This is a genomic window from Streptomyces sp. BF23-19 (genome assembly GCF_041106355.1).
Classification (GTDB): domain Bacteria; phylum Actinomycetota; class Actinomycetes; order Streptomycetales; family Streptomycetaceae; genus Streptomyces; species Streptomyces virginiae_A.
In genome coordinates, this window is record NZ_JBGBPT010000013.1 from 103,998 (window position 1) to 127,832 (window position 23,835).

Below are 23,835 nucleotides of genomic sequence, written 5' to 3' on the forward strand. Positions count from 1 at the left end.
GGGATCAGGTCCCGCCCCTGCCCGGTACCCGGCGTCCTGGCCCGGCTCAGCCGTGCCAGGAGCGCCACAGGGCCGCGTACGCCCCGTCGGCCGCGACCAACTCGTCGTGCGAGCCGAGTTCGCTGATCCGGCCACCCTCGACCACCGCGATCACATCCGCGTCGTGAGCGGTGTGCAGCCGGTGGGCGATGGCGATGACCGTCCGGCCGTCCAGCACCCGGGCCAGCGAGCGCTCCAAGTGCCGTGCCGCGCGCGGGTCCAGCAGCGAGGTGGCCTCGTCCAGCACCAGCGTGTGCGGATCGGCCAGTACCAGCCGGGCCAGTGCGATCTGCTGCGCCTGCGCCGGGGTCAGCGTCGTGCCGCCGGAACCGACCTCGGTGTCCAGACCGGCCTCCATGGCCCGGGCCCAGCCGTCGGCGTCCACCGCGGCCAGCGACGCCCACAGCTCGGTGTCCCCGGCGTCCGTCCGCGCGAGGCGGAGGTTGTCCCGCAGGGTGCCCACGAACACGTGGTGCTCCTGGTTGACCAGCGCCACGTGCTCGCGCACCCGCTCCGCGGGCATCCGTGACAGCCGCGCCCCGCCGAGGGTGACCTCGCCGGTCCGGGGCGCGTAGATGCCCGCGAGCAGCCGCCCCAGGGTGGACTTGCCCGCGCCCGAGGGGCCGACCAGCGCCATCCGGGTGCCCGGCGGCACGGACATCGACACCTGGTGCAGGACGTCCACGCCCTCCCGATAGCCGAAGTGGACCTCCTGGGCCCGCACGTCCCGGCCCTCGGGCGCCACCTTCGCGTCCCCGGCGTCCGGTTCGATCTCCCGCACGCCCACCAGGCGGCCGAGCGAGACCTGGGCGACCTGCAATTCGTCGTACCAGCGCAGGATCAGACCGATCGGATCGACCAGCATCTGCGCGAGGAGCGCGCCCGTGGTCAGCTGCCCGACCGACATCCAGCCCCGCAACACGCAGAACCCGCCGATCATCAGCACCGAGCCGAGGATCGTCACGAAGGTGACATTGATGACCGGGAAGAGGACCGTCCGCAGGAACAGCGTGTACCGCTCCCACGCCACCCACTGCGAGATCCGCCGTTCCGACAGCGCGATCCGCTCCGGCCCGAGGCGGTGCGCCTCGACCGTCCGGCCCGCGTCCACCGTCTCGGTGAGCACGGCCGAGACCGCCGCGTAGCCGGCCGCCTCCGAGCGGTACGCCGACGGCGCCCGCCGGAAGTACCAGCGGCAGCCGATCACCAGCACCGGCAGCGCCACCAGCGCGGCGAGCGCCAGCGGCGGCGCGGTCACCGTGAGCGCCCCGAACAGCAGCCCCGCCCACACGACGCCGATCGTCAGTTGCGGCACGGCCTCGCGCATGGCGTTCGCCAGCCGGTCGATGTCGGTGGTGATCCGCGACAGCAGGTCACCGGTACCGGCGCGCTCCAGCACGCCCGGCGGCAGACCCACCGACCGCACCAGGAAGTCCTCGCGCAGATCGGCCAGCATCTCCTCGCCGAGCATCGCCCCGCGCAGCCGGACCAGCCGGACGAAGTACGTCTGGACCGCCAACGCCAGCGCGAACAGCAGGGCCACACGCCCCAGATGCAGCTCGCGCGCCCCTGCCGAGAGGTCGTCCACGACCTGGCCCAGCAGGTACGGACCGGCCATGGAGGCGATCACCGCGGCCGCGTTGACGCTCACCAGCACCACGAAGGCCCGCCGGTGGCGCCGGAACAGGCCGCGCACATAGCCCCGTACGGTCGCCGACGTGCCCACGGGCAGGGTCGCGGCCGACTCGGGGGCGGCCGGGTCGTACTCCGGCGGCGCCACGCCGATCATGCGGATTCCTCGATCTCTGTGAGTGCTTCTTCCAGCTCTGTCAGTTCCGGCCCGCCGAGCCGCTGCTCCTCGTCGGTCTCACGGGTGACGACCGCCCGGTAGCGCGGCTCGCGCTGCAGCAGATCGCGGTGGGTACCGACGGCCGCCACCGTGCCCTCGTCGATGAGCACGACCCGGTCCGCGCGGTCCAGCAGCAGCGGCGAGGACGCCAGTACCACCGTGGTCCGGCCGGCGCGCAGGGCCGCGACGCCGTCCGCGATCCGGGCCTCGGTGTGCGAGTCGACCGCGGAGGTCGGCTCGTCGAGCACCAGTACCTCCGGGTCGGTGACCAGGGACCGTGCCAGCGCGAGACGCTGACGCTGGCCGCCCGACAGGGACCGGCCGCGCTCGGTGATCCGGGCGTCCATCGGGTCCTCCACCCCGTCCGGCGCCGACTGCAGCAGCGCGTCCAGGACGTCCGCGCACTGGGCCGCGCCCAGCGCCGCGGCGGACTCGACCGCTCCGGAGGCCGGTACGTCGAACAGCTCCCGCAGGGTCCCGGACAGCAGTACCGGATCCTTGTCCTGTACGAGGACCAGGGTGCGCGCGGTGTCCAGATCGAGCTCGTCCAGCGCGACCCCGCCGAGGAGCACGGACGGCGCACCGGCCGTGTCGGCCGTCGCCTCCGCCTCCGAGGCCTCGTCCATCGGGTGGCCGCCCAGGCGTTCGGCGAGCCGCCCCGCCAGGTCCGGGTCCCCGCACACGACGGCGGTGAACCGCCCCGCGGGGGCCAGCAGCCCGGTCCGCGGGTCGTACAAGTCCCCGCCCGGGGCCGGTGCCCGCACCGGCTCGGTGCGCGCGGCGCGCTCGGCCGCGGCGACGGCGTCCGTCCGGTTCAGCGACAGCACGCGGGCGGCGCGCTTGGCGGAGGGTCGGGAGAAGGAGTACGCCATGGCGATCTCCTGGAAGTGCCGCAGAGGGTAGAGCAGGGTCGCCACCGCGCTGAACGCGGCGACGAGTTCGCCCACCGCGATGCGCCCGTCCGAGACGAGCGTGGCGCCGTACCAGACCACCGTGATCATCAGGGCGCCCGGGAGCACCACCTGGATCGCGGAGATCAGCGCCCACATCCGCGCGCTGCGCACGGCGGCCTTGCGGACCTCCTGCGAGGCCTCGCGGTAGCGGCCGAGGAAGAGTTCCTCACCCCCGATGCCGCGCAGTACGCGCAGGCCCGCGACGGTGTCGGAGGCCAGCTCCGTGGCCTTGCCCGCCTTCTCCCGCTGGACGTCGGCGCGTCGGGTGGCGCGCGGCAGCAGGGGCAGCGTGGCCAGGGCGATCAGCGGAACGCCGATGGCCACGACCACACCGAGCTCGGGGGCGAAGAACAGCAGGCCCACGCAGACCAGGACGACGGAGAAGAGCGCCGCGAGGAAACGCGAGACCGCCTCGACGAACCATCCGATCTTCTCCACGTCGCCCGTGGACACGGCGACCACCTCACCCGCGGCGACCCGTCGGGTGAGGGCGGAGCCCAACTCGGCCGTCTTGCGCGCGAGGAGCTGCTGCACCCGGGCCGCGGCGGTGATCCAGTTGGTGACGGCGGTGCGGTGGAGCATCGAGTCGCCGACCGAGATGGCGACGCCGATGGCCAGGAGCAGCGCGCCGACGAGCAGCAGCCGGTTCGGCTCGTGGTCGACCACCGCGTCGACGCCGAGGCCCACCGCGTACGGCAGGGCGGCGACGCCGGTGAAGTGCAGCATTCCCCAACACAGGCTCTTGAGTTGGCCGCCGAGTTGACCGCGCCCCAGCCACAGCAGGAACCGGGGGCCGGAACGAGCGTCGGGTACCCCTGGATCCGGATACGGAAGATCGCTGATCTGCATGACGCCCCATGACTGGTCGAGTGGTCCAAACCGTGCAAGGTTCGCCTTCCGGACCGGTGCCGGGCAATCGATTTTCCGCGGGACGCCCGCCGCGGCCAGCAGGTTTACGGCGTCGGGTGGCGACGAGGCGCCTGGTCAAGGGGGTCGCGCGCCCCGGCGCTCAGGGGCGGGTGGCGCGCTCCAGTTCGAGCAGGGCGGAACGGTAACTCCGCCCCGTCGCCCGGTCCATGCCCACCTCGCACATCCGGTTCGCCGACAGATGCGCGTCGAAGGCCCGCGCGGTCACCTCCGCCGCCTCGCGCGCCGTCGCCGAGGCCGTCAGCTCCGGATGCAGCATGCCGCGGTCGCCCGCGAAGGCGCAGCAGCCCGCGTCGTCGGGGACCACCACCTCCTCGGCACACGCCTCGGCGACCGCCCGCAGCCGGTCCTCGTCGCCCAGGTGCCGCATCGAACAGGTGGGGTGGAGCACGGCGGATCCCACCGTGCGACGGATCTCCAGCCGCGGCAGCAGCTCATCGGCGGCCCACACGATCGAGTCGAGGACCCGCAGCTCCGCGTGCAGGGCCCGGTTCTCCGGCGTCAGGTACGGGACCACCTCGCGCGCGATGCCCAGGGTGCAGGAGGAGGCGTCGACGACCAGCGGCAGCAGCCCGCCGGCCGTCCAGCCCCAGGCCGCCTCGACGATCCGGTTGGCCATCACCCGGGTGCCGGCCTCGTAGCCCTTGGAGTGCCAGATCGTCGCGCAGCAGGTGCCACCGACGTCGCCGGGGATCCAGACGGGCCGGCCGGCCCGCTCCGACACGGCGACCACGGCCTGGGGCAGCGAGGGGCCGGGCCGGCCCTCCGGGCCGCCGAAGATCCGGTTGACGCAGGCCGGGTAGTACACGGCCGCGGCGCCCACCCGCCGGGTCGTGGGCAGTCGCCGCGCCGCTGCGCCGGGTAGCTCCGCGAGCCACCGCGGGACCAGGTCCGGGCGTACGGCCTTGCGCGCGGCCCCGGTGACCGCGGCCAGCAGGGGGTCCCCGACCCGGGAGGGGATCCGGTCGGCGGCCGCCACCGCCAGCCGGGCGGCGGACTCGGCGGCCCCGAACCGCCGGGCGGCCAGCGCGGCGCCCGCCTCCTCGCGCGGGCTGTGCCGGAGGCGGCGGAAGTCCTTCATCAGCGCCCCGGTGTCGATGCCGACCGGGCAGGCGAGCTTGCAGGTGGAGTCGCTCGCGCAGGTGTCCACCGCGTCGTAGCCGTAGGCGGCGAGCAGCCCGTCCAGCACGGGGGAGCCGGGCTGCTGGCGCATCATCTCGCGGCGCAGCACGATCCGCTGGCGCGGAGTGGTCGTCAGGTCCTGGCTGGGGCAGACCGGTTCGCAGAAGCCGCACTCGATGCACGGGTCGGCCACCGCCTCCACCTGCGGGATGGTCTTCAGCCCGCGCAGATGGGCTCGGGGGTCGCGGTCGAGAAGGACACGCGGCGCGAGCACCCCGTCCGGGTCGACGAGCCGTTTGGTGCGCCACATCAGGGCCGCGGCCGCGGGGCCCCATTCCAGCTCCAGGAAGGGGGCCATGTTGCGGCCCGTGGAGTGCTCCGCCTTCAGGGAGCCGTCGAACCGCTCCACGGTGATCCGGCAGAAGGCCTCCATGAAGGCGCCGTACCGCTCGACGTCGGCGGGGTCGGAGGCGTCGAAGGCGAGCATGAAGTGCAGGTTGCCGTGGGCCGCGTGACCGGCGACGGCCGCGTCGAAGCCGTGCTCCGCCTGGAGCGCGAGGAGCGCCTCGCAGGCTTCGGCCAGGCGGGCAGGCGGCACCGCGAAGTCCTCGGTGATCAAGGTGGTGCCCCGGGCGCGGGCGCCCCCGACGGCGGCGACGAAGGCCTTGCGGGCCTGCCAATAACCGCCGACCGTCCTCGGGTCGCCGGTGAAGGTGTTGGTGATCGAGGCCACCGGAGCGACCAGGTCGAGCCCGTCCAGGACCCGGGCCGCCCGGTCCGCGCAGGCGTCCCGGCCGGCCCGGTCCGCGGCCCGGAACTCCACGAGCAGGGCCGTGGTCGCGCGGGGCAGGTCCGCCCAGTCGGCGGGCACCCCGGCGACGCTGACGGAGGCGCGCAGGGTGTTGCCGTCCATCAGCTCGACGGCGACGGCGCCCGCTTCGGTGAAGAGGGGCACGGCCGCGGCCGCCGCGGGCAGCGAGGGGAAGAACAGCAGGGCCGAGCAGACCTCGCGGTCCAGCGGGAGCGTGTCGAAGACGACCTCGGAGATGAAGCCGAGGGTGCCCTCCGAGCCGACCATGAGCCCGCGCAGGATCTCGACGGGGGTGGTGCCGTCCAGGTAGGCGTCGAGGCGGTAGCCGGTGGTGTTCTTGATCTCGTACTTGGCGCGGATCCGGGCGACCAGCGCGGGATCGGCCTCGATCTCCCGCTTGATCTCCATCAGCCCGTGGCACAGGGCCGGTTCGGCGCGTGACAGTTCCTCGTCGGCCGGCGGGTCGGCGGTGTCCACGACGGTGCCGCCGGGCAGGACGAAGGTGAGGGAGGAGAGCGTGCGGTAGGAGTTGCGGGTGGTGCCCGCCGTCATGCCGGAGGCGTTGTTGGCGACGACCCCGCCCAGGGTGCAGGCGACGGCGCTGGCCGGGTCGGGGCCGAGGATCCGGCCGTGCCGGGCGAGGGCCGCGTTGGCCCGGGCCACGGTGGTGCCGGGCCGGATCCGGGCCCGCCAGCCCTCCTCCAGCACCTCGATCCCGGCCCAGTGGCGGCGTACGTCGACCAGGATGTCCTCGCCCTGGGCCTGGCCGTTGAGCGAGGTCCCGGCGGCCCGGAAGACGACCTCGCGCTGCCGGCCGTGGGCGTACGAGAGCACCGCGGAGACGTCGTCGATGTCCTCGGCGATCACCACGACCTGGGGGACGAAGCGGTACGGGGAGGCGTCGGAGGCGTAGCGGACCAGGTCGGAGACCTTCCACAGCACCTTCTCGGGGCCGAGCAGCTCGGTCAGCTCGGTGCGCAGCGGCTCGGGCGTGCCGCCGGACCGGTGACCGGGAAGCCGGTCGGGCGCGGGGCCGCGGATGCCGCGGGGGCGCAGGGCCCCCGGCTTCGGTTCCAGCAGCGGCATCTGCGACCCCTCGCGTCGTGGAGGCCCCCGGGTGGCCTACTCAGCAGGTGTGCTCCGCCGGGGCGTCCGACAGGGCGTTCAGCAGCCCGCCGAGCACTTCGCGCTGGTCGGCGGTCAACGGAGCCAGGATCTCCTCCGCCGCGTCGGTTCGCGCGTTGCGCAGCCTGCGCAGCGTGGCGCGGCCGGTGTCGGTGAGCTCGATCCGGATGACGCGGCGGTTCGCGGGGTCGGGCGCGCGCCGTACGCACTCGGCCGCCTCCAGGCCGTCCACGAGGGTGGTCACCGCGCGCGGGACGACTTCCAGGCGGGCGGCGAGATCCGCCATACGGGGTGCCTGCTCGCCCTCGTAGTGCGAGACGAGGCGCAGCAAACGACTCTGGGCGGGAGTGATCCCGAGCGGCACCATGTGGCGCTTCTGGATCCGGTGCAGCCTGCGCGTCAGGCGCAGGAGCTGTTCGGCGAGGAGGCGATCGCTGTCGGAGGCGGAGCTCATGCGGGAACAATATCAGGATGCGGTTCATTGTGAGCATAGGTAACAATGACCTATGCTCCAATGGTCCCGACCTCGCCGAAGGGGACCTTCGCGTAGACCCGACCGACCCGACCGTCGACTTCCGACCCCCGAGAGGGTGCCCATGCCACACGACGAACCGAAGTGGATCCCATCGAAAGAGCCCATCGACCCCGCCCGGCCCGCCCCGGCGGAGGAGCCGCGTGAGCTGCGCCGCATCGTGGGGCTCTTCCGGCCCTACCGCGGCCGGCTCGCCGTCGTCGGCCTGCTGGTCGGCGCCTCCTCGCTGGTCGGCGTCGCCTCGCCGTTCATGCTCCGCGAGATACTCGACGTCGCGATCCCGCAGGGCCGCACGGGGCTGCTCAGCCTGCTCGCGCTCGGCATGATCCTGACCGCCGTCGTCACCAGCGTCTTCGGCGTGCTCCAGACCTTCATCTCCACCACCGTCGGCCAGCGCGTCATGCACGACCTGCGCACCGCCGTCTACGCGCAGCTCCAGCGGATGCCGCTGGCCTTCTTCACGCGGACGCGCACCGGGGAGGTGCAGTCCCGCATCGCGAACGACATCGGCGGCATGCAGGCCACCGTCACCTCCACCGCGACCTCGCTCGTCTCGAACCTGACGGCCGTCATCGCCACGGTGGTCGCCATGCTCGCGCTCGACTGGCGGCTCACCGTGGTCTCGCTGCTCCTGCTGCCCGTCTTCGTGTGGATCAGCCGGCGGGTCGGACACGAGCGCAAGAGGATCACGACGCAGCGGCAGAAGCAGATGGCCGCCATGGCCGCGACGGTCACCGAGTCGCTCTCGGTGAGCGGCATCCTGCTCGGCCGCACCATGGGCCGCTCCGAGTCCCTCACCGCCGCCTTCTCCGCGGAGTCGGAGAAGCTCGTCGACCTCGAGGTGCGCTCCAGCATGGCCGGGCGCTGGCGGATGTCCACGATCGGCATCGTCATGGCCGCGATGCCCGCGCTCATCTACTGGGCGGCCGGCATAGCCCTCCAGACGGGCGCCCCCTCGCTCTCCGTCGGCACCCTCGTCGCCTTCGTCACGCTCCAGCAGGGCCTGTTCCGGCCCGCCGTGAGCCTGCTGTCGACCGGCGTGCAGATACAGACCTCCCTCGCGCTGTTCGCCCGCATCTTCGAGTACCTCGACCTGCCGGTCGACATCACCGAGCGCGCGGACCCGGTGCGGCTGGACCGGGCCAAGGGCGAGGTCACCCTGGAGGACGTGCACTTCGCCTACGACGCCAAGAACGGTCCGACCCTCTCGGGGATCGACATCACCGTCCCGGCCGGCGGATCCCTCGCCGTCGTCGGTCCGACCGGCTCCGGCAAGAGCACGCTCAGCTACCTGGTGCCCCGGCTCTACGACGTCACCGGCGGACGGGTCGCCCTCGACGGGGTGGACGTGCGCGACCTCGACTTCGACTCGCTGGCCCGCTCGATCGGCGTGGTCTCCCAGGAGACCTACCTCTTCCATGCCTCGGTCGCCGACAACCTGCGCTTCGCCAAGCCGGACGCCACCGACGAGGAGATCACCGAGGCGGCCCGCGCGGCCCAGATCCACGAGCACATCGCCTCCCTGCCCGACGGGTACGACACCCTGGTCGGCGAGCGCGGCTACCGCTTCTCCGGAGGCGAGAAACAGCGCCTGGCCATCGCCCGCACCATCCTGCGGGATCCGCCGGTGCTGATCCTCGACGAGGCCACCAGCGCCCTGGACACCCGTACCGAGCACGCCGTCCAGCGGGCCATCGACAACCTCTCCGCGGGACGCACCACCATCACCATCGCCCACCGCCTCTCCACCGTCCGCGACGCCGACCAGATCGTGGTGCTGGACGCCGGGCGCATCGCCGAACGCGGCACCCATGAGGAGCTGCTGAAGGTCGAAGGTCGCTACGCGGCCCTGGTCCGCCGGGACCGGGACGCCGCGCTGACGCCCGAGCCGCCGGAGGGCGTCCAGCTGGCTCCGGTAAATGTGTGACCGTATGACCGGCACGCGGGTCGGGTGTCGGAAATATGATGAATCGGGGGTTAGCGTTCCCGCATGCGTCATGAGTACCGGCCGCCGCAGCGCCGTTCCCGGCTGACCCGCCGGGGCCGGCTGGCGCTCTTCCTCGGCACGCTGCTCGCCCTCGGTGCGGCGGTCCTGATACCGATGCTGCGTGGTGGCGACGTACCGGAGACGCCACGTCGGCTGCTGATCCCCGAGGGCTGGCGGGCCCAGCAGGTGTACGCCGCGGTCGACCGCGAGCTGAAGCTCCCGCCGGGGTCCACGAAGGCGGCGGTGGCCACCGCCGGGCTGGCACTGCCCGCGGAGGCCAAGGGCAATCCGGAGGGCTACCTCTTCCCGGCGACGTACCCGGTGACCTCGCAGTCCACCCCGGCCACCCTCCTCACGCACATGGTGCGGACGGCGAACGAGAAGCTCGCCACCCGGGCCGTCGCCGACGGCGGCAAGGCCCACGGGATGACCCCGTACCAGACGGCCACCCTGGCCAGCATCATCGAGGCGGAGGCCGAGGGCCGCGTCGACATGGGCAAGGTCGCACGGGTGGTGCACAACCGGCTGGCGAAGTCGATGCCGCTCCAGATGGACTCCACCATCAACTACGCGCTGAACCGCAGCACCGTGGACACCAAGCTGAGCGACACCCGGATCGACAGCCCCTTCAACAGCTACGAACGCCAGGGACTGCCGCCCACGCCGATCGACAGCCCCGGGCTGGCGGCGATGGCGGCCGCGGTCGCCCCGACCCCCGGCGACTGGTTGTTCTTCGTCACCGTCAAGCCGGGCGACACCCGATTCTCGGCGACCTACGAGGAACACAAGAAGCACGTCGCGGAGTTCAACCGGATCCGCGCGGGTGCGGGCCCCCGCACAGGTCAGGCCGGTCCCACCGGGAAATGAGGGGCGCCGGCCCCGGCAGCGGCTCCACGTTCCCCGGCCGGCGTGGACCTGTACCTGTGGTGGCAGAAGCAGAACGACCTCGCTGCGCTCGTCGGCGAGGAGCGCTACCGCGACCCACTCGCCGAACTGCTCTCGGTGCGGCGCGGTGCCGTGCGGCTGCCGCAGGCGCACGCTCAGTCGCCGAAGTAGGCCTTGGCCACCGCGTAGGTGTCCTCGTAGAGGTGATAGCGGGTGATCCGCCCGTCCCGGACCGTGGCGTGCAGGGCGAACGCGGTGTCGATGTCCCGGCCCGTCTTCCTGACCTCGGACACCATGCGGCCGAGGAGCACCACGTCGTCGCCCTCGGCGATGACCTGGCGGAGCTCGAACTCCTTGGTCCGCACATGGGTTCCCAGCAGCTCGAAGAACGTCCGCATGCCGTCCGGCGAGTCGACCTCCGGAATCCACGGAAGGCCCGGCGGGTGCGGGATCGAGAACGACACCGAGTCGGCGAACAGAGCCGCCGCCTGCGCGCTCTTCCCCTCGGCCAGCAGCGGGAACAGGCGTTGTACGGTCTGCGCCGGTGATGGGGCTGTCATACCCGTCGACCCTACGCGGGCCGGCGATGCCGTCGCCGGATGCGCACCGGTGATGTCGAGGACGCGGCCCGGGAGGTCCGGTGGATCAGCCCACCCGTGCCCCCGCCGCTTCGCGGCTCAGGAGCCGGCGGATCTCGCGGACCGCGGCGCCGCCCGCGCGGTTGGCGCCGATGGTCGACGCCGACGGGCCGTAGCCCACCAGGTGGATCCGCTCGTCGCGCACGGCACGGGTCCCCTCGACCCGGATGCCGCCGCCCGGCTCGCGCAGGCGCAGCGGGGCGAGATGGTCGACGGCCGCCCGGAATCCGGTGGCCCACAGGATCACGTCCGCGTCCACGTGACTCCCGTCCGCCCAGGCGACACCGGTGGGGGTGATCCGGTCGAAGACGGGCCGCCGGTCGAGCACGCCCGAGGCGAGCCCGGCCCGGACGGCGTCGTTCAGCGGGAGTCCCGTCACGCTGACCACGCTCTGCGGCGGCAGCCCTCGGCGCACGCGCTCGTCCACCAGGGCCACCGCGGCCCGGCCCTCGGCCTCGCCGAAGCTCCCGTCGCGGAAGACCGGGGGTCGCCGGGTCACCCAGGTGGTCTCCGCCGCCACCTCGGCGATTTCCAGCAGGTGCTGCACCGCCGAGGTGCCACCGCCGACGACGATCACCCGCGTCCCGGCGAACTCCCGCGGCCCCGGATAGTTCGCGGTGTGCAGTTGGCGGCCGCGGAAGGTCTCCTGGCCCGGGTAGCGCGGCCAGAACGGCCGGTCCCAGGTTCCGGTGGCGTTGATCAGGGCCCGGGCCGACCAGATGCCGGCCGAGGTTTCCACGCGCAGCCGCCCCGCGTCCCCCTCACGTACGGCGGCCACGTCCACGGGGCGGCGTACGCGCAGGTCGAAGCGGTCCTCGTAGGCGGCGAAGTACTCCCCGATGACCTGCGAGGACGGCCGTAGCGGATCGGCGTCCGTCAGCTCCATGCCGGGCAGGGCGTGCATGCCGTGGACCTTGCCGTAGGTGAGCGAGGGCCGGCGGAACTGCCAGGCTCCGCCCGGGCGGGGCGCGTGGTCGAGCACCACGTGGTCGAGCCCCGCCCGGCTGAGGTGGTAGGCGCCGGACAGGCCCGCCTGTCCGGCGCCGATGACCACCACGTCCACGTCCACGTCCACCGGCACATCCGCGTCCCACCGCATGTTGTTCACGGTTCTACCAACTTCGGTCGGGTGCCGGATCTTCCCGGGTCACGGCGCCGGCCGTCGCGAGAACCGTTCACATGCTCAGCGGGCGCCCCCGTCGTCGGGGTCGGTGCCGGCGGGGCGCAGGGTCGCCAGGACCGGCCCGGTCGGCTGCAGGGTGAGCCCGGGGAATACCCCGGCCCGGGTGCTCCCGCTGTCCAGGTGGAACCGCTGCGCCAGCACCGCCAGTACGAGCGCGGCCTCCACCAGCGCGAACCGCGCCCCCAGGCAGGCCCGCGGGCCGCCGCCGAAGGGGAACCAGGCGTGCTCGGGCACCGGATGCGGGGCGTCCGCGTCCCACCGCTCGGGGCGGAAGGCCTCCGGGTCCGGGAACCACCGGGCGTCGCGGTGCATCGACCAGGGGCTGGTCCACACCGAGGTCCCGGCCGGTATCGCGCGCCCGCCGAGCGTCGCCCCCTCCGTGGCCACCGCCGAGATCAGCCAGATCGGCGGATAGATCCGCAGGGCCTCCTTGACCACCTGCCGGGTCCAGGGCAGCCGCGCGTAGTCGTCGTAGGTCGGCAGCCGCCCGCCGAGCACCCGGTCGAGCTCCTCCGTCAGCCGGGCCCGTGCCGACGGCGCCCCCGACAGCAGTTGCCAGGCCCAGGTCAGGGTGGTCGAGGTGGTCTCGTGGCCACCGATGTAGAGGGTGATCGACTCGTCCCGCAACTCCTTGCGGGAGAGCGGGCCGCCGGCTTCGTCGCGGGCCGCGAGCAGCCGGCTCAGCAGGTCGTCCCGTTCCGCACCGGCGCTCGATGCCGCCTCGTGCTCCCGTATGACGTGCTCGATCTCCCGGTCGAGCACCGCCACGGCCTCCCGCATCCGGCGCCGCCCGGGAGTGCGCACCCAAGGAGGCAGGAACAGCGTCAGCCCGCGGAACTCCGCGCCCAGTTCCCGCTGCGCCGTGGCCATGGCCGCGCTGATGGGCGCCTCCCGGCCGGCGGCGTCGCTCCCGAACAGCGTGCGCACCGCGATCCGCTGGGTGAGACCGGCCATCTCCCGGTGCACGTCGATCCGTAGGCCCGTGCGCCAGCCGCTCGCCAGGGCGTCCGCGCACTCGACCATCGTCGCGGCGTACGAGCGCACCTGGCGCGGCCGTACGGCCGGCTGGACCAGCGCGCGCTTGCGCCGCCAGTCGTCCCCGGTGGCGACGACCACCCCGTTGCCCAGCAACTGGCGGAAGGCCCAGCCCAGTTCCGTCGGCCGGAAGGTGGACTCGACGGCTCCGAGCAGCTCCCCGGCGTGCTCGGGCCGGGAGACCAGGATGTTGCGCCGGCGGCCGAGCGCCCAAGGCGCCCAGTCCCCGTAGCCGTCGCGCAGGGACTCGAAGAAGGTCAGGGGGTCGCGGGCGAAGGCGGGGAGGCTGCCGAGCAGCGGCCATCGGCGCGGTCCGCCGCTCCGGGTGCCCGGGGTCAGGGTCGCGGTCACGCGGGCATGGTGACAGCCGCCCCCACAGGCCGCCAGAGAACGGACAGGGTCTCCTCGGGCGCGGTCGGGCGCGGCATCGTTGACGAATAGTCTGTGCGTAGATAATCTGTGGACAGACGATCCGATCAGGGAGACCACCCATGTGGGAGTACGAGCGCAGCATCGAGACCGACGCCACCCCCGAGGCGATCTGGCGGCTCTGGGCGGACGTGGAGAACTGGGGCGCCTGGAACGCCGAGATCCAGAAGATCGAGATCGACGGCCCCTTCGCGGCCGGTACGCGGATCACGATGACCCCGCCGGGGGAGGACCCGATCCCGCTGCGCATCGCCGAGGTGGTCGAAGGTGAACTGTTCGTCGACGAGGCGCGCTTCGACGGCCTGCTGCTGCGGACCGTCCACCGGATCGACCCGATCGGCCAGGACCGGATCCGGGTCGTGTACCGGATGGAGATCACCGGCGACGGCGCCGACGAGGTCGGCGCGCAGATCGGCCCGGGCATCACCGCCGACTGGCCCGACACGATGGCCGCGCTGGCCGAGCTGGCGCTGCGCTGATGCCGCTCAGCCCCGGCGAGAGCCCCGGATTCCTGCTGTGGCACGCCACCCTGCGCTGGCAGCGCGACATCGCCGCGGCCCTGGCCCCGCTCGACCTCACCCACGTGCAGTTCGTGCTGCTCGCCTGCACCTGGTGGCTCAACGGTCAGGGCGAGCGCCCCAACCAGCTGGCCGTCGCCCGGCAGGCCGGCACCGACGTCAAGATGACCTCCCAGGTCCTGCGCACCCTGGAACACAAAGGGCTCGTCGAGCGTGAGGTCGACCCGGCCGACACCCGCGCCAAACGGCTGCGCGTGACCGACGCCGGAGCCGAACTGGCCCCACGGGCGATCGCCGCCGTCGAGCGGGTCGACGCGGAGTTCTTCCGGCCGGTGCCCCTCGGCGACGCGGTGGCCCTGCTCGGTCGCCTGGCCCGTCCGGAGGACTGAGGTTCCGGCGTGCGGCCGCCGAAGGGTGACGTCGGGTATCGCTCGGTCGGCTACGCGGTCCGGCGTGCGGACAGCCAGTCGTACGCCGCCTCCGCGCTGAACTGCGGCTGCCCGCCCGGGAAGAGGAGTCCGGCGGAGGCGAAGGCCGGGTCCCCCGCGATGGCCGGGGTGTACGGGACCGCCACGCAGGCCATGCCCGCGGCGTGCGCGGCCCGCGCCCCGGGCGCCGCGTCCTCGACGACCACACAGTCGCCGGGCTCGGCGCCCAGCCGGCGGGCCGCCTCCAGGAACACGTCCGGAGCGGGCTTGCCCCGCGCCACCTCCTCGGCGGAGACCGTCGTCGTCAGCAGCGCGTCCAGTCCGGTGCCCGACAGCACCGCGTCGATCGCCTCCAGCGAGGAGCCGGAGGCCACCGCCATCGCCACGCCCTCGCCGTGCAGCCGCTCGACGAACCCCCGCATCCGCGGGAAGACCTCGGTCCGGGTGCGGGCCAGCTCCAGGTAGGCGGCGTTCTGCTCGGCGAGCAGCTGCTCGACCGGTGCCCGGATCCCGTACCGGTCCCGCAGGATCTCCAGGGTCTCCCGCGTGCCGATGCCGATGAAGCGGGAGTGCTGCTCCCACGTGAAATCGGGGACCCCGTGCCGCTCCAGCGTGCGGCGCCCGGACTCGTAGTAGTTGGGCTCGCTGTCCACGAGGGTGCCGTCGAGATCGAATATGACGGAAATCATCCGTTACACCCGTCCTGCAGGTCGCGTCCTGTTTCGATAATCCTGTCAGGTTTTGCTGGCGTTTCTGCCTACGGATTCGACCAGCGGCAGCAAACGGTGCGGCACTCGCTCGCGCAGCGCCACCTCCGTACGGGTGCGGACCACGCCCGGGAGCTGGATCAGCCGCTGGATCACGTCCTCCAGGTGCCCGTTGTCCCGGGCCGCCACCCGGGTCAGCAGGTCCCCGCCGCCGGTGATCGAGAAGGCTTCGATGATCTCGGGCACGGCGGCCAGCGCGTCCCCCACGTCGTCCAGATGCCCCTGCGTGACCTCGATGTGCACGAAGGCCAGCACCGGATGGCCCAGCGCGGCGGGGGAGAGCACCGGACCGGTGCCGGTGATCACGCCGGTGCGCTCCAGCCGGTCCAGCCGCGCCTGCAAGGTGCCGCGCGCCACGCCGAGGATCCGGGCGTACTCACGGACACTGGTGCGCGGCTGCTCGATCAGCAGGCGCAGAATTCTGGTGTCGAGCTCGTCCACCGCCACGCCCCGACTGTACCAATGGCCCCGTTCACCCCGATGGTTCCCGGCCAGGTGCCTGGTCGGTGTGCAGCCCGGGCTGGCTCCGGTAGAGCAGGCCCACGACCAGCACCGTCGCGCCGGCCGGCAGCAGCAACCAGCCCACGGTCCAACCGGCCCGCAGCAGCAGCGCCCCGAGGAACCCGCCGGCGAACATGGCCAGGACGGAGAGGCCGCGCAGCCGCCAGCCGGCCGTCCCGAACCCGTACGTGTTCTCCCGCCCCATGGCCGAAGCGCCCAGGAAGGCGGTCATGGACCGGGTGACCAGCGTCGTCGGAACGCCGGGCACGTTCGCCCGCATGATCGTGGTGTTGCGCAACCCCATCGCCAGCGCCAGGACCGCCATCGCCGCCAGATGCCGCAGGGCCGGGGATCCGTACTGCGCGGCCAGCCCCCAGCCGAAGCCCGCGGCGGTCAGGATCAGCCCCGCCTCGGCGATGAGGCCGATGACGAACCAGCGCCTCCCACGGACCTCGGTCACGGACTCCAGGTGCGACCCGCACACCACCCCGACGACGAACGCGGCCAACGAGACCCCGGGCGCGAGCGTCTCCAGTCGCCCCGCCCCGGCCGCCCCGAAGGCCACGAACAGCACATTGCCCGTCTGCATCGCGGTGAAGGCCGGCCCGAGCGCCAGCAAGCTCACCGCTTCCACCAGCCCGGTCACCCCGGTCAGTACGACCATCAGCGCGGGCATGTGCGGGGGGAGCAGCGGCGGACCGGTCCTCCGTCCGGCCTCCCGGTTCTCGTCCATGACGCCCGACAGTGACACGCCCGCCCGGGTGCTCCGGCGCCGACATGCCGGAAGGCATAGGGTCCGAAGGATGAGTGACCTGTTGCTGGTGAGGCACGGCGAGACCGCCTGGAGCGCGAACGGGCGGCACACGGGACGCACCGACCTGCCGTTGACCGCGCGCGGGGTCGAGGAAGCCATCTCGCTGGCCCCCTTCTTCCGGGACCAGCAGCCCGCCCTGGTGCTGACCAGCCCGCTGCGCCGGGCCGTCGCCACCGCCGAACTCGCCGGGCTCACCGGCGGCGAGGCCGACCCCGACCTGTACGAATGGGACTACGGCGGCTACGAGGGGATCACCACTGCGGAGATCCGCAAGAACACCCCGGACTGGTCCCTGTGGACCCACGGCGTCCCGCCCGGTGACGCCGAGCACCCGGGTGAGAGCGCCGCCCAGGTGGGCGCCCGCGCCGACCGCGCCCTGGCCCGCGTCGCCCCCGTGCTCCGCGCGGACGGCGGCGACGTGGTGCTCGTCGCGCACGGCCACTTCCTGCGCGTCCTCACCGCCCGCTACCTGCGCCTGGAGCCCGAACACGGCCGGCTGTTCCTGCTGCGCACCGGCACGGTCAGCGTGCTCTCCACGGAGCACGACCTCCCGGTGATCGCGGGTTGGAACACCCGCCTCTGACGGCGGCGCCGACCGCGGTCGCCTCGCCTCGCGCGGCGCTGCCGTGTGCGTGACCATTCGTACATGGGTCACGACTCGTACACGGACGACGGCAGTGCGGGTGCCGGACCGGAGGGCCTGGACGCGAGGCTCAAGGCCAACGCGATCGGGTTCCTCGACGCACTCGTCATCGGCCTGAACTCCACCTCGCCCGCCTATTCCCTGGCCGCCGTCCTCGGCCCGATCGTGGCGCTGGCCGGCATCTACGCGCCCGGCGTGATGCTGGCCTCCTTCGTCCCGATGCTGCTCATCGCCGCCGCCTTCTACTACCTCAACAAGGTCGACCAGGACTGCGGGACGACCTTCTCCTGGGTCACCCGCGCCATGGGCCCGTGGGCAGGTTGGCTCGGCGGCTGGGCCATCGCCATGACCGGCGTCCTCGTCATCGGCTCCCTCGCGGACGTCGCCGTGAACTTCGGGCTGCTCGCCGTCGGACTCGACAGCTGGGCCGCCAACGCCTGGATCCGGCAGGGCCTCACCGTCGCGGTGATCCTCGCCATGACCCTCATCTGCGTCATCGGCACCGAGCTCTCCGCCCACCTGCAGGACGTCCTGATCCTCGCCCAGGTCTTCTTCCTGCTGACCTTCGCCGTGGTCGCCATCTACCGCGTCTACGCCGACACCAGCACCCTGGACTCGATCGAGCCGTCCCTCAGTTGGCTCAACCCCTTCGGCGCGGGCGGCGCCGCCCTCACCGGCGGGCTGCTGCTCGGCGTGTTCATGTACTGGGGCTGGGAGTCCGCGGTCAACCTCACCGAGGAGGTGGAGAACTCCGCCACCGCGCCCGGCAGGGCGGGCATCTGGTCGACCGTGATCCTCCTGGTCACCTACCTGTCCGTGGGCTTCGCGGTCGTCGCGTACGCGGGCACCGTCTACCTCGCCGAGAACGCGGGCGAGGAGGAGGCCATCTTCGCGGTCCTCGCCCACGAGGTCATGGGCGGTTGGGACTGGGTGGTGCTCCTCGCCGTCTGCACCTCGGCCCTCGCCTCCACCCAGACCACGATCATCCCCGCCTCCCGCACCGCCCTGTCCATGGCCCGCCGGCACGCGCTGCCGCACCGGCTCGCGCACATCCACCCCAGGTTCCGCACCCCGGACGTGAGCACGTGGTGGGTGGCCGGCATCGCCATCGGCTGGTACCTCGTCGTCAACCAGATCAGCGAGAACGCGCTGCTGGACTCGCTCACCGCGCTCTCCCTGCTCATCGCGTTCTACTACGCGCTCACCGGCCTGGCCTGCGCCATCTACTACCGCCGCCACCTCCTCGAGAACGTGCACAACTTCCTGCTCATCGGACTCGGCCCGGTGATCGGCGCCGGCCTGCTGGCCTGGCTGCTGGTGGAGTCGATCGGCGACATGTCCGACCCGGAGAACTCCGCCGGCGGGGTCTCCTGGTTCGGCCTCGGCCCCCCGCTGGTCATCGGCATCGGGATCGCGCTCGTGGGCGTGGCCGTCATGTGCTTCTGGCGGGTCAGGGACGGCAGGTTCTGGCAGGAGCGGCGCGGCGTCGTCGACCCGGAACTCGTCCACGCCGGGAAGCACCAGTCCTCTTAGGAGCCCCGATGTCCGTGGTCCTTGGATACGACGAGTCACCGGGCGCGGAGCGGGCCCTGCAGGTGGCGCTGGAGGTGGCCACCGCCTTCGGCGAGCCCCTCGTCCTCGTCTACGGCGCGGCCGCCCCGGGCCCCACCGGCGAGGAGTCCCGCGCCCACCGGGAAGCCGTCCGCCAGGCGGGCCGCAGCGCGCTGGCGCACGCCGTCGAGCAGGCCGACGCCGCCGGGGTGCCCTCCACGGTCGAGGTGGCCGACGAGAAGCCCGCGCAGGCCCTGCTGGACGCCGCCGAGCGCCACCGGGCCCGCGTCATCATCGTCGGCAGCTGGGGCGACAGCCCGATGCGCGGCGCGCTGCTCGGCTCCACCCCGCACAAGCTGCTGCACCTGTCGCCGATCCCGGTGCTGTGCGTACCGACCGGGCCGGAGGGTGCCTGAACAGCCGGGGTGCGGCTGGGGCGGGCGGACACCCTCCGGTTCCGGTCCGCCCGTCAGGGCCCGGAGAGGGCGTTCTCGGGCTCGGCCTGCACCGGGGCCCGTCGGCTCACCTCCCTCCCGGCGCGCAGCCGGGTCAGGGCCGGGCTGGTGATCGCCGTCGTCACCAGGGCCATCAGCACCAACATGGTGAACAGCTGCGGCCCGATGACGCCGAGTTCCAGACCGACGTTGAGCACCACCAGCTCGGTCAATCCCCGGCAGTTCATCAGGGCGCCGATCGACAGGGCCTCCCGCCAAGGTCTTCCGCAGGCGCGCGCCGCGCCCGCCGCGCCGCCCCACTTGCCGAGGAAGGCGACCAGGAGGATCGCGGCCGTCCAGAGCCACAGCTCGGGAGCGGCCGTCAGGCCACCGATGTCCGTACGCAGCCCTGTGTGCACGAAGAACAGCGGCAGCAGCACGGGCACCGTGAACGCGCGCAGCCGGGCCGCCGATGCCTCGATGCGCTGCCCGGTGCGCGGGGTGACCACCCCGAACAGGAACGCCCCGAACAGTGCGTGCACGCCGATCAGGTCGGTGGCCAGCGCGGACAGGCTCAGCCCGCTGAACAGCGCCACCAGGACCGCCGCGTCACCGGCCCGGTCGGCGCGGGCCGACCAGCGGGCCAGCAGCGGCCGTACCGCGTACAGCATCACCAGGGTGAAGGCCACGGCGAGTCCGGCGGTGGTGGCCGCCTCCATCGGGGACCCGGCGGTGGCGAGGGCCACCACCAGGGCCAGCAGGCACCACGCGACGACGTCGTCCACGGCCGCGCAGGCCATGGCGAGCGCTCCGAGCGGAGTCCCGTACAGGCCCCGGTCGATGAGGATCCGGGCGAGCACCGGGAACGCGGTGATGCTCATGGCCACGGCCATGAACAGGGTGAACGGCATCCGGCCCACCCCGTCGGGGGCGAACTGGCCGTACATCGCGATCGCGAGGAGCGCGCCGAGGGCCAGTGGCAGCAGCATGCCCGCCTGGCTCACGGCCACCGCGACCCTGGTGTGCCCGCGCAGGCTCTTCAGGTCCAGCTCCAGCCCGACCAGGAACATGAAGGCGAGCAGCCCGAGCTGCCCGAGCACCGAGGTGTACGGCAGCACGGACGGCGGGAAGAGCGCGTGCTGGGCCTGTGGCCAGATCCAGCCCAGCAGCGAGGGGCCCAGCAGGATGCCGGTGGCGATCTCGCCCACCACCGGGGGTTGGCCGAAGCGGCGGCAGACGGCCGCTCCCGCCTGGCAGGCAAGGATCACCACCGGCACGGCGACGAGCAGGGCGGGCAGCGGGTCAGCGGACGACACGGGTGCCTCCCTCGGGCGCGGCGGGCCGCAGTGCGGCGGGCAGTTCGTGGCGCGCGGCCGACCGAGCGGCCGGCTGTGGGGCCGCGGCCGCCGCGGACCAGGGGGCGTACCGGCGCAGCCCGTAGAGCAGCGGTTCCCGGTCGTCCCGTACGGTCACCCGGCGGGCCTCGGCGAAGACGGCCGTGTGGTCCCCGAAGCCGACGGTTCTCACCACGGCACAGTCCGCGACGGCGTGCGCGTCCGCCGTCAGGTGCGGTCCGCCCGCCCCCAACGGCAGCCGCCACTCGACGCGGTCGAAGCGGTCGGGCGCCCCGGAGGCGAACAGGTCCGAGGTGCCGCGGGCCCGCTCGTGCAGCAGGTTGAGGGCGAAGTGGCCCTCGGCGAGCAGCACCGCGAGGGTGGGGCTCGCCGCCCGTATGCACACCAGGAGCGTCGCCGGTTCGAGCGCGACGCTCGCGAGGGAGGTGCAGGTCAGGCCGTGCGGCACGGAATCGGAGTCCAGTGTGGTGACGACGGACACCCCGGTGGGGAAGGCGGCCATGAAGGGACGGAGGTCCGTCGGCCGGTCCCCGGCCGACTCGTCCGGTGCGGCGGGGTGGGGCACGGAGCGGTGGGGCATGTCTGACTCCTGAGGTGGCTGAAGCAACTGCGGCCCGGCAGCCGGCGGGAGAGCCGTACTGCCGGGCCGTGGGAGCGGTGGGCCTTACGCGCCGTGCAACTGGCGCAGGTAGTCGTAGGCGCTGGGGAGCGTCTCCAGCAGGTTCTGCTGTTGGCGCTTGACCGTGTCGAAGAGGGGCTCGGCGCCGGCCACCGAGTCCGGCCGGTGGGCCAGGGAGGGCAGCGGGGCGTCCGGCTCCAGGCCGAGCCCCGCGAAGATGCAGTAGTAGCTGCCGTTGGTCCAGAAGTTACGGAACTCGGCCTCGAAGTTGCCGTAGTACGTCGACTCGTCGGTGATCGGCGAGTTGATGGGCAGGCCGGCCTTGTAGGCGGAGATCTTCTGCTGGATGTTGTCGGGGAGGGTCAGCTTCTTGTTGGCCTGCCAGAACGGCGTGTCGTTGCGCGGCGCGTAGAAGAAGTGCGCCTGGATGAAGTCGCGGGTGTCGTCGAACATCACCTCGATCTCGTGGTTGAAGCTGTTGATCAGACCGTCGTTGAAGGTCTTGTCCGGGAAGTGCTTGGCCAGTTGGTAGATCGCGGCCGTGATGAAGTAGATGCCGGTCGACTCCAGCGGCTCCAGGAAGCAGGACGACAGGCCGATGCTGACGACATTCTTCACCCAAGCGCGGCGGTTGCGGCCGACGCGGAAGCGGATGTGGTTGAACTTCGTCTCCTCCACGTCCAGGCCCCACATGTCCGCGAACTCGCGGGTGGCGGTGTCCTGGTCGGTGAACTTGCTGGAATACACGTAACCGGTGCCGAAGCGCCCCAGCATGGGGATCTTCCACGCCCAGCCGGAGGACATGGCGATCGCGGACGTGTACGGCTCCACGCCGTTCGCCTCGTCGTCGTGCGGGACGGCCGTCGCCACCGCGCTGTCGCACAGCAGGTGGTCGCTCATGTCGATGAAGGGCTCCTCCATCGCCTGGTTGATCAACAGGCCGCGGAAGCCCGAGCAGTCCACGAACAGATCGGCGTCCAGGGCCAGTCCGCCCTTGGTGTGCAGGGTGGTCACGTAGCCGCGCTCGTCCTGCTCGACCCGCACCATCTCGTCCTGTACGTGGTTCACGCCCTGCTTCTCGGTGCTGAACCGGCGCAGGAAGTCGGCCACCAGCTGGGCGTCGAAGTGCCAGGCGTACCGGGTCGCCGGCCGGCCGTCGAGCCAGCGCGGCGCCTTCATCGCGTCCATCACCGGGGGCTCGCGGAAGCAGGCGTAGTCGAACGGCTCGGTGGTGCGGCCCTCGTACTTGCGCTTGAACCAGTAGTGCGACAGGGGGGTCTGGTCGTAGTCGGGGAGCAGCCCGAACGGGTGGTAGAAGTGGTCCGGACCGCCGCCCGGCAGCTCACGGGCCGTCGACTCGCCCTGCCCGTCGGTCCGCCAGTTGACGAAGCGCACGGCCATCTTGAAGCTCGCGTTGCACTCCCGCATCCACTCGTCCTCGGCGATGCCCAGGTAGTCGAAGAAGGAACGCTGCAGGTTGGGCACGGTGGCCTCGCCGACACCGATGCGCGGGATCGTCGGCGCTTCGAGCACGGTGATGTCGACCGTTCCCTGCAACGCCTTTCCGAGGTATGCGGCCGTCATCCAGCCGGCCGTGCCGCCGCCCAGGATGACGACCTTCTGAAGCCGGGTGTCGCTGCTGGTCATGAAACAGCCCTCATTTCGGATTCGGCGGTTCGGGTGGTCGTGCTCATCAGTGTCGAAAAACGCCCTATCACCGCTCTACACAGCTCGGATCCGGCCGTTGTAGGGCCCTTGTAGAACCCCCGGACACACTCCTCGCAGGCAGAGCGGCAGGCTGAAAACCACCGGGAGGACGCGATGACCACCGCAGCGACCGAAACAGCGGGGCCGGCGGTACGGGTCCGCTTCCTGGGCGACTTCGAGCTGACCGTCAACGGCGCCCCCGTCCAGCGCTGGCGGGCCGGCAAGGCCCGTGGCCTGTTCCAGTACCTCGCGGTCCACCGCGGCCAGATGCTCACCCGCGACCGGCTCTACGCCTCCCTGTGGCCCGACGCCGACTCCGCCGCGGGCAGCTCCTTGAAGGTCGCCGCCCACGCCTTGCGCCGGGTGCTCGACGCCCACCCCGACCGCCCCGGCGAGTCCGGGATCCGGCTGGTCTACCGGGACTTCGGGTACGTCCTGCACATCAACGGCCTCTGGTGCGACCTGGACCGTTTCCAGGAACTGGTGCACACCGGCCTGCGCGCCGCCGCGGCCGGTGACGCCCCGCTCGCCCGCACCCGGCTGCGGGCGGCGATCGGCCTCTACGGCGGCGAGTTCCTGCGCGGCGAGGGCGCCGACTGGGTCGTCGAACAGCGCGAGTACCTCAGGGCGCTCGCGCTGCGGGCCCTGGGAGCGCTGCGCGCCGACGCCGAGGCCCGCGAGGACTTCGTGGAGCTCATCGAGGTCTGCAAGCGCACCTTGGAGATCGACCGCCACCACGAGGAGACCTACCGCGCGCTGATGGCCGCGCACGGCCGGCGCGGTGAACTCGCCTGCGTCCGGCGCTGGTACGAGCTGTGCGCCCGCCGGATGCGCGACGAGCTGGCCGTGACACCCGGCCACGAGACCCAGCGGCTGCTGGGCACCCTGATCCCGGCCGCCGCGCGCGCCGCTGCCGCCGCTGCCGCCGCTCCCGTCTCCGCCGTCACCGGCGCCCCGCCCGCCACCGTCCGCGCGCTGCGGCC

The 23,835-nt window shown here is 72.6% G+C and carries 22 protein-coding genes; 9 read left to right on the forward strand and 13 right to left on the reverse strand.

From position 1 onward, the window contains the following. Window positions 1-46: 46 nt before the first annotated feature. The 4 genes from AB8A24_RS10650 to AB8A24_RS10665 form a co-directional block, all read right to left on the reverse strand. A complete protein-coding gene (locus AB8A24_RS10650) occupies window positions 47-1,828 on the reverse strand; it encodes an ABC transporter ATP-binding protein (protein WP_328964480.1) in 1,782 nt (593 codons plus the stop codon). After that, window positions 1,825-3,690, reverse strand: a complete 1,866-nt coding sequence (locus tag AB8A24_RS10655; protein WP_369475404.1) for an ABC transporter ATP-binding protein — start codon at window positions 3,688-3,690, stop codon at window positions 1,825-1,827. The genes AB8A24_RS10650 and AB8A24_RS10655 overlap by 4 nt, the downstream gene beginning before the upstream one ends. Window positions 3,691-3,850: 160 nt before the next feature. Then, complete coding sequence (locus tag AB8A24_RS10660; protein WP_369475405.1) at window positions 3,851-6,787, reverse strand: FAD-binding and (Fe-S)-binding domain-containing protein; 2,937 nt, start codon at window positions 6,785-6,787, stop codon at window positions 3,851-3,853. Between the two features lie 40 nt (window positions 6,788-6,827). Beyond that, window positions 6,828-7,280: a MarR family winged helix-turn-helix transcriptional regulator gene (locus tag AB8A24_RS10665; RefSeq protein WP_030713410.1), complete on the reverse strand. Its 453-nt coding sequence runs from the start codon at window positions 7,278-7,280 to the stop codon at window positions 6,828-6,830. Window positions 7,281-7,422: 142 nt separating this feature from the next. Here AB8A24_RS10665 and AB8A24_RS10670 point away from each other — a divergent pair, with 142 nt between their 5' ends. From AB8A24_RS10670 to AB8A24_RS10680, 3 genes are all read left to right on the forward strand, one after another. Continuing rightward, window positions 7,423-9,285 (forward strand): ABC transporter ATP-binding protein, encoded by a 1,863-nt coding sequence (locus tag AB8A24_RS10670; protein ID WP_369475406.1) that lies wholly within the window; start codon window positions 7,423-7,425, stop codon window positions 9,283-9,285. Window positions 9,286-9,348: 63 nt separating this feature from the next. Beyond that, complete coding sequence (mltG, locus tag AB8A24_RS10675; RefSeq protein ID WP_328964484.1) at window positions 9,349-10,212, forward strand: endolytic transglycosylase MltG; 864 nt, start codon at window positions 9,349-9,351, stop codon at window positions 10,210-10,212. Window positions 10,213-10,254: 42 nt separating this feature from the next. Then, window positions 10,255-10,401 carry a hypothetical protein gene (locus AB8A24_RS10680; RefSeq protein WP_369475407.1) on the forward strand — a complete coding sequence of 49 codons (147 nt, stop codon included), beginning with the start codon at window positions 10,255-10,257 and terminating at the stop codon, window positions 10,399-10,401. Here the strand turns inward: AB8A24_RS10680 and AB8A24_RS10685 are convergent. The 3 genes from AB8A24_RS10685 to AB8A24_RS10695 all read right to left on the reverse strand — a co-directional run bounded on the left by AB8A24_RS10685 (window position 10,386) and on the right by AB8A24_RS10695 (window position 13,437). Further along, entirely contained in the window at window positions 10,386-10,790 is a 405-nt protein-coding gene (locus AB8A24_RS10685; RefSeq protein WP_328964486.1) for a nuclear transport factor 2 family protein, read from the reverse strand. The two genes, AB8A24_RS10680 and AB8A24_RS10685, sit on opposite strands and share 16 nt — an antisense overlap. Before the next feature lie 85 nt (window positions 10,791-10,875). Further along, on the reverse strand, window positions 10,876-11,967 hold the full coding sequence (locus AB8A24_RS10690; RefSeq protein ID WP_369475412.1) for an FAD-dependent oxidoreductase: 1,092 nt from the start codon (window positions 11,965-11,967) through the stop codon (window positions 10,876-10,878). An 84-nt stretch (window positions 11,968-12,051) separates the two neighbouring features. Next, the gene (locus AB8A24_RS10695) at window positions 12,052-13,437 is read right to left on the reverse strand and encodes a cytochrome P450 (protein ID WP_369475408.1); all 1,386 of its coding nucleotides are present in this window, start codon (window positions 13,435-13,437) and stop codon (window positions 12,052-12,054) included. A 140-nt stretch (window positions 13,438-13,577) separates the two neighbouring features. Here AB8A24_RS10695 and AB8A24_RS10700 point away from each other — a divergent pair, with 140 nt between their 5' ends. Next, window positions 13,578-13,994 carry an SRPBCC family protein gene (locus AB8A24_RS10700; protein WP_369475409.1) on the forward strand — a complete coding sequence of 139 codons (417 nt, stop codon included), beginning with the start codon at window positions 13,578-13,580 and terminating at the stop codon, window positions 13,992-13,994. Continuing rightward, window positions 13,994-14,422: a MarR family winged helix-turn-helix transcriptional regulator gene (locus AB8A24_RS10705; RefSeq protein WP_369475410.1), complete on the forward strand. Its 429-nt coding sequence runs from the start codon at window positions 13,994-13,996 to the stop codon at window positions 14,420-14,422. Before AB8A24_RS10700 ends, AB8A24_RS10705 begins: the two co-directional genes overlap by 1 nt. Before the next feature lie 50 nt (window positions 14,423-14,472). On the opposite strand, the gene AB8A24_RS10710 is transcribed toward AB8A24_RS10705, so the two are convergent. From AB8A24_RS10710 to AB8A24_RS10720, 3 genes are read right to left on the reverse strand one after another with little or no spacing between them, the layout of a single operon-like run. After that, on the reverse strand, window positions 14,473-15,150 hold the full coding sequence (locus AB8A24_RS10710; RefSeq protein ID WP_328964490.1) for an HAD family phosphatase: 678 nt from the start codon (window positions 15,148-15,150) through the stop codon (window positions 14,473-14,475). Window positions 15,151-15,195: 45 nt separating this feature from the next. Then, window positions 15,196-15,675 (reverse strand): Lrp/AsnC family transcriptional regulator, encoded by a 480-nt coding sequence (locus tag AB8A24_RS10715; protein ID WP_033214198.1) that lies wholly within the window; start codon window positions 15,673-15,675, stop codon window positions 15,196-15,198. Window positions 15,676-15,700: 25 nt separating this feature from the next. Next, window positions 15,701-16,462 (reverse strand): YoaK family protein, encoded by a 762-nt coding sequence (locus tag AB8A24_RS10720; protein WP_328964491.1) that lies wholly within the window; start codon window positions 16,460-16,462, stop codon window positions 15,701-15,703. A 70-nt stretch (window positions 16,463-16,532) separates the two neighbouring features. Here AB8A24_RS10720 and AB8A24_RS10725 point away from each other — a divergent pair, with 70 nt between their 5' ends. From AB8A24_RS10725 to AB8A24_RS10735, 3 genes are all read left to right on the forward strand, one after another. Beyond that, window positions 16,533-17,126: a histidine phosphatase family protein gene (locus tag AB8A24_RS10725; protein WP_328964492.1), complete on the forward strand. Its 594-nt coding sequence runs from the start codon at window positions 16,533-16,535 to the stop codon at window positions 17,124-17,126. Window positions 17,127-17,189: 63 nt separating this feature from the next. Beyond that, window positions 17,190-18,719, forward strand: coding sequence for an APC family permease (locus AB8A24_RS10730; protein WP_328964493.1), 1,530 nt, complete (start codon window positions 17,190-17,192; stop codon window positions 18,717-18,719). Between the two features lie 8 nt (window positions 18,720-18,727). Then, window positions 18,728-19,153, forward strand: a complete 426-nt coding sequence (locus tag AB8A24_RS10735) for a universal stress protein (RefSeq protein WP_266388163.1) — start codon at window positions 18,728-18,730, stop codon at window positions 19,151-19,153. 53 nt (window positions 19,154-19,206) lie between these two features. Here AB8A24_RS10735 and AB8A24_RS10740 read toward each other — a convergent pair whose 3' ends face one another. The 3 genes from AB8A24_RS10740 to AB8A24_RS10750 form a co-directional block, all read right to left on the reverse strand. Continuing rightward, window positions 19,207-20,487: a cation:proton antiporter gene (locus AB8A24_RS10740; RefSeq protein ID WP_328964494.1), complete on the reverse strand. Its 1,281-nt coding sequence runs from the start codon at window positions 20,485-20,487 to the stop codon at window positions 19,207-19,209. Then, window positions 20,474-21,106: a flavin reductase family protein gene (locus AB8A24_RS10745; protein WP_328964495.1), complete on the reverse strand. Its 633-nt coding sequence runs from the start codon at window positions 21,104-21,106 to the stop codon at window positions 20,474-20,476. The genes AB8A24_RS10740 and AB8A24_RS10745 overlap by 14 nt, the downstream gene beginning before the upstream one ends. Before the next feature lie 84 nt (window positions 21,107-21,190). Beyond that, window positions 21,191-22,792, reverse strand: a complete 1,602-nt coding sequence (locus tag AB8A24_RS10750) for a tryptophan halogenase family protein (RefSeq protein ID WP_266388157.1) — start codon at window positions 22,790-22,792, stop codon at window positions 21,191-21,193. Between the two features lie 174 nt (window positions 22,793-22,966). On the opposite strand from AB8A24_RS10750, the gene AB8A24_RS10755 reads away from it, so the two are divergent. After that, on the forward strand, window positions 22,967-23,835 hold an 869-nt coding region (locus tag AB8A24_RS10755; protein WP_369475411.1), incomplete at its 3' end, for a BTAD domain-containing putative transcriptional regulator.

Coding starts and splice junctions, on each gene's coding strand:
- AB8A24_RS10690 (WP_369475412.1), bottom strand. CDS start 11,967: ATGCGGTGGGACGCGGATGTGCCGGTGGACGTGGACGTGGACGTGGTG.
- AB8A24_RS10650 (WP_328964480.1), bottom strand. CDS start 1,828: ATGATCGGCGTGGCGCCGCCGGAGTACGACCCGGCCGCCCCCGAGTCG.
- AB8A24_RS10710 (WP_328964490.1), bottom strand. CDS start 15,150: ATGATTTCCGTCATATTCGATCTCGACGGCACCCTCGTGGACAGCGAG.
- AB8A24_RS10655 (WP_369475404.1), bottom strand. CDS start 3,690: ATGCAGATCAGCGATCTTCCGTATCCGGATCCAGGGGTACCCGACGCT.
- AB8A24_RS10705 (WP_369475410.1), top strand. CDS start 13,994: ATGCCGCTCAGCCCCGGCGAGAGCCCCGGATTCCTGCTGTGGCACGCC.
- AB8A24_RS10745 (WP_328964495.1), bottom strand. CDS start 21,106: ATGCCCCACCGCTCCGTGCCCCACCCCGCCGCACCGGACGAGTCGGCC.
- AB8A24_RS10670 (WP_369475406.1), top strand. CDS start 7,423: ATGCCACACGACGAACCGAAGTGGATCCCATCGAAAGAGCCCATCGAC.
- AB8A24_RS10685 (WP_328964486.1), bottom strand. CDS start 10,790: ATGACAGCCCCATCACCGGCGCAGACCGTACAACGCCTGTTCCCGCTG.
- AB8A24_RS10730 (WP_328964493.1), top strand. CDS start 17,190: ATGGGTCACGACTCGTACACGGACGACGGCAGTGCGGGTGCCGGACCG.
- AB8A24_RS10700 (WP_369475409.1), top strand. CDS start 13,578: ATGTGGGAGTACGAGCGCAGCATCGAGACCGACGCCACCCCCGAGGCG.
- AB8A24_RS10725 (WP_328964492.1), top strand. CDS start 16,533: ATGAGTGACCTGTTGCTGGTGAGGCACGGCGAGACCGCCTGGAGCGCG.
- AB8A24_RS10660 (WP_369475405.1), bottom strand. CDS start 6,787: ATGCCGCTGCTGGAACCGAAGCCGGGGGCCCTGCGCCCCCGCGGCATC.
- AB8A24_RS10665 (WP_030713410.1), bottom strand. CDS start 7,280: ATGAGCTCCGCCTCCGACAGCGATCGCCTCCTCGCCGAACAGCTCCTG.
- mltG (WP_328964484.1), top strand. CDS start 9,349: ATGCGTCATGAGTACCGGCCGCCGCAGCGCCGTTCCCGGCTGACCCGC.
- AB8A24_RS10750 (WP_266388157.1), bottom strand. CDS start 22,792: ATGACCAGCAGCGACACCCGGCTTCAGAAGGTCGTCATCCTGGGCGGC.
- AB8A24_RS10720 (WP_328964491.1), bottom strand. CDS start 16,462: ATGGACGAGAACCGGGAGGCCGGACGGAGGACCGGTCCGCCGCTGCTC.
- AB8A24_RS10735 (WP_266388163.1), top strand. CDS start 18,728: ATGTCCGTGGTCCTTGGATACGACGAGTCACCGGGCGCGGAGCGGGCC.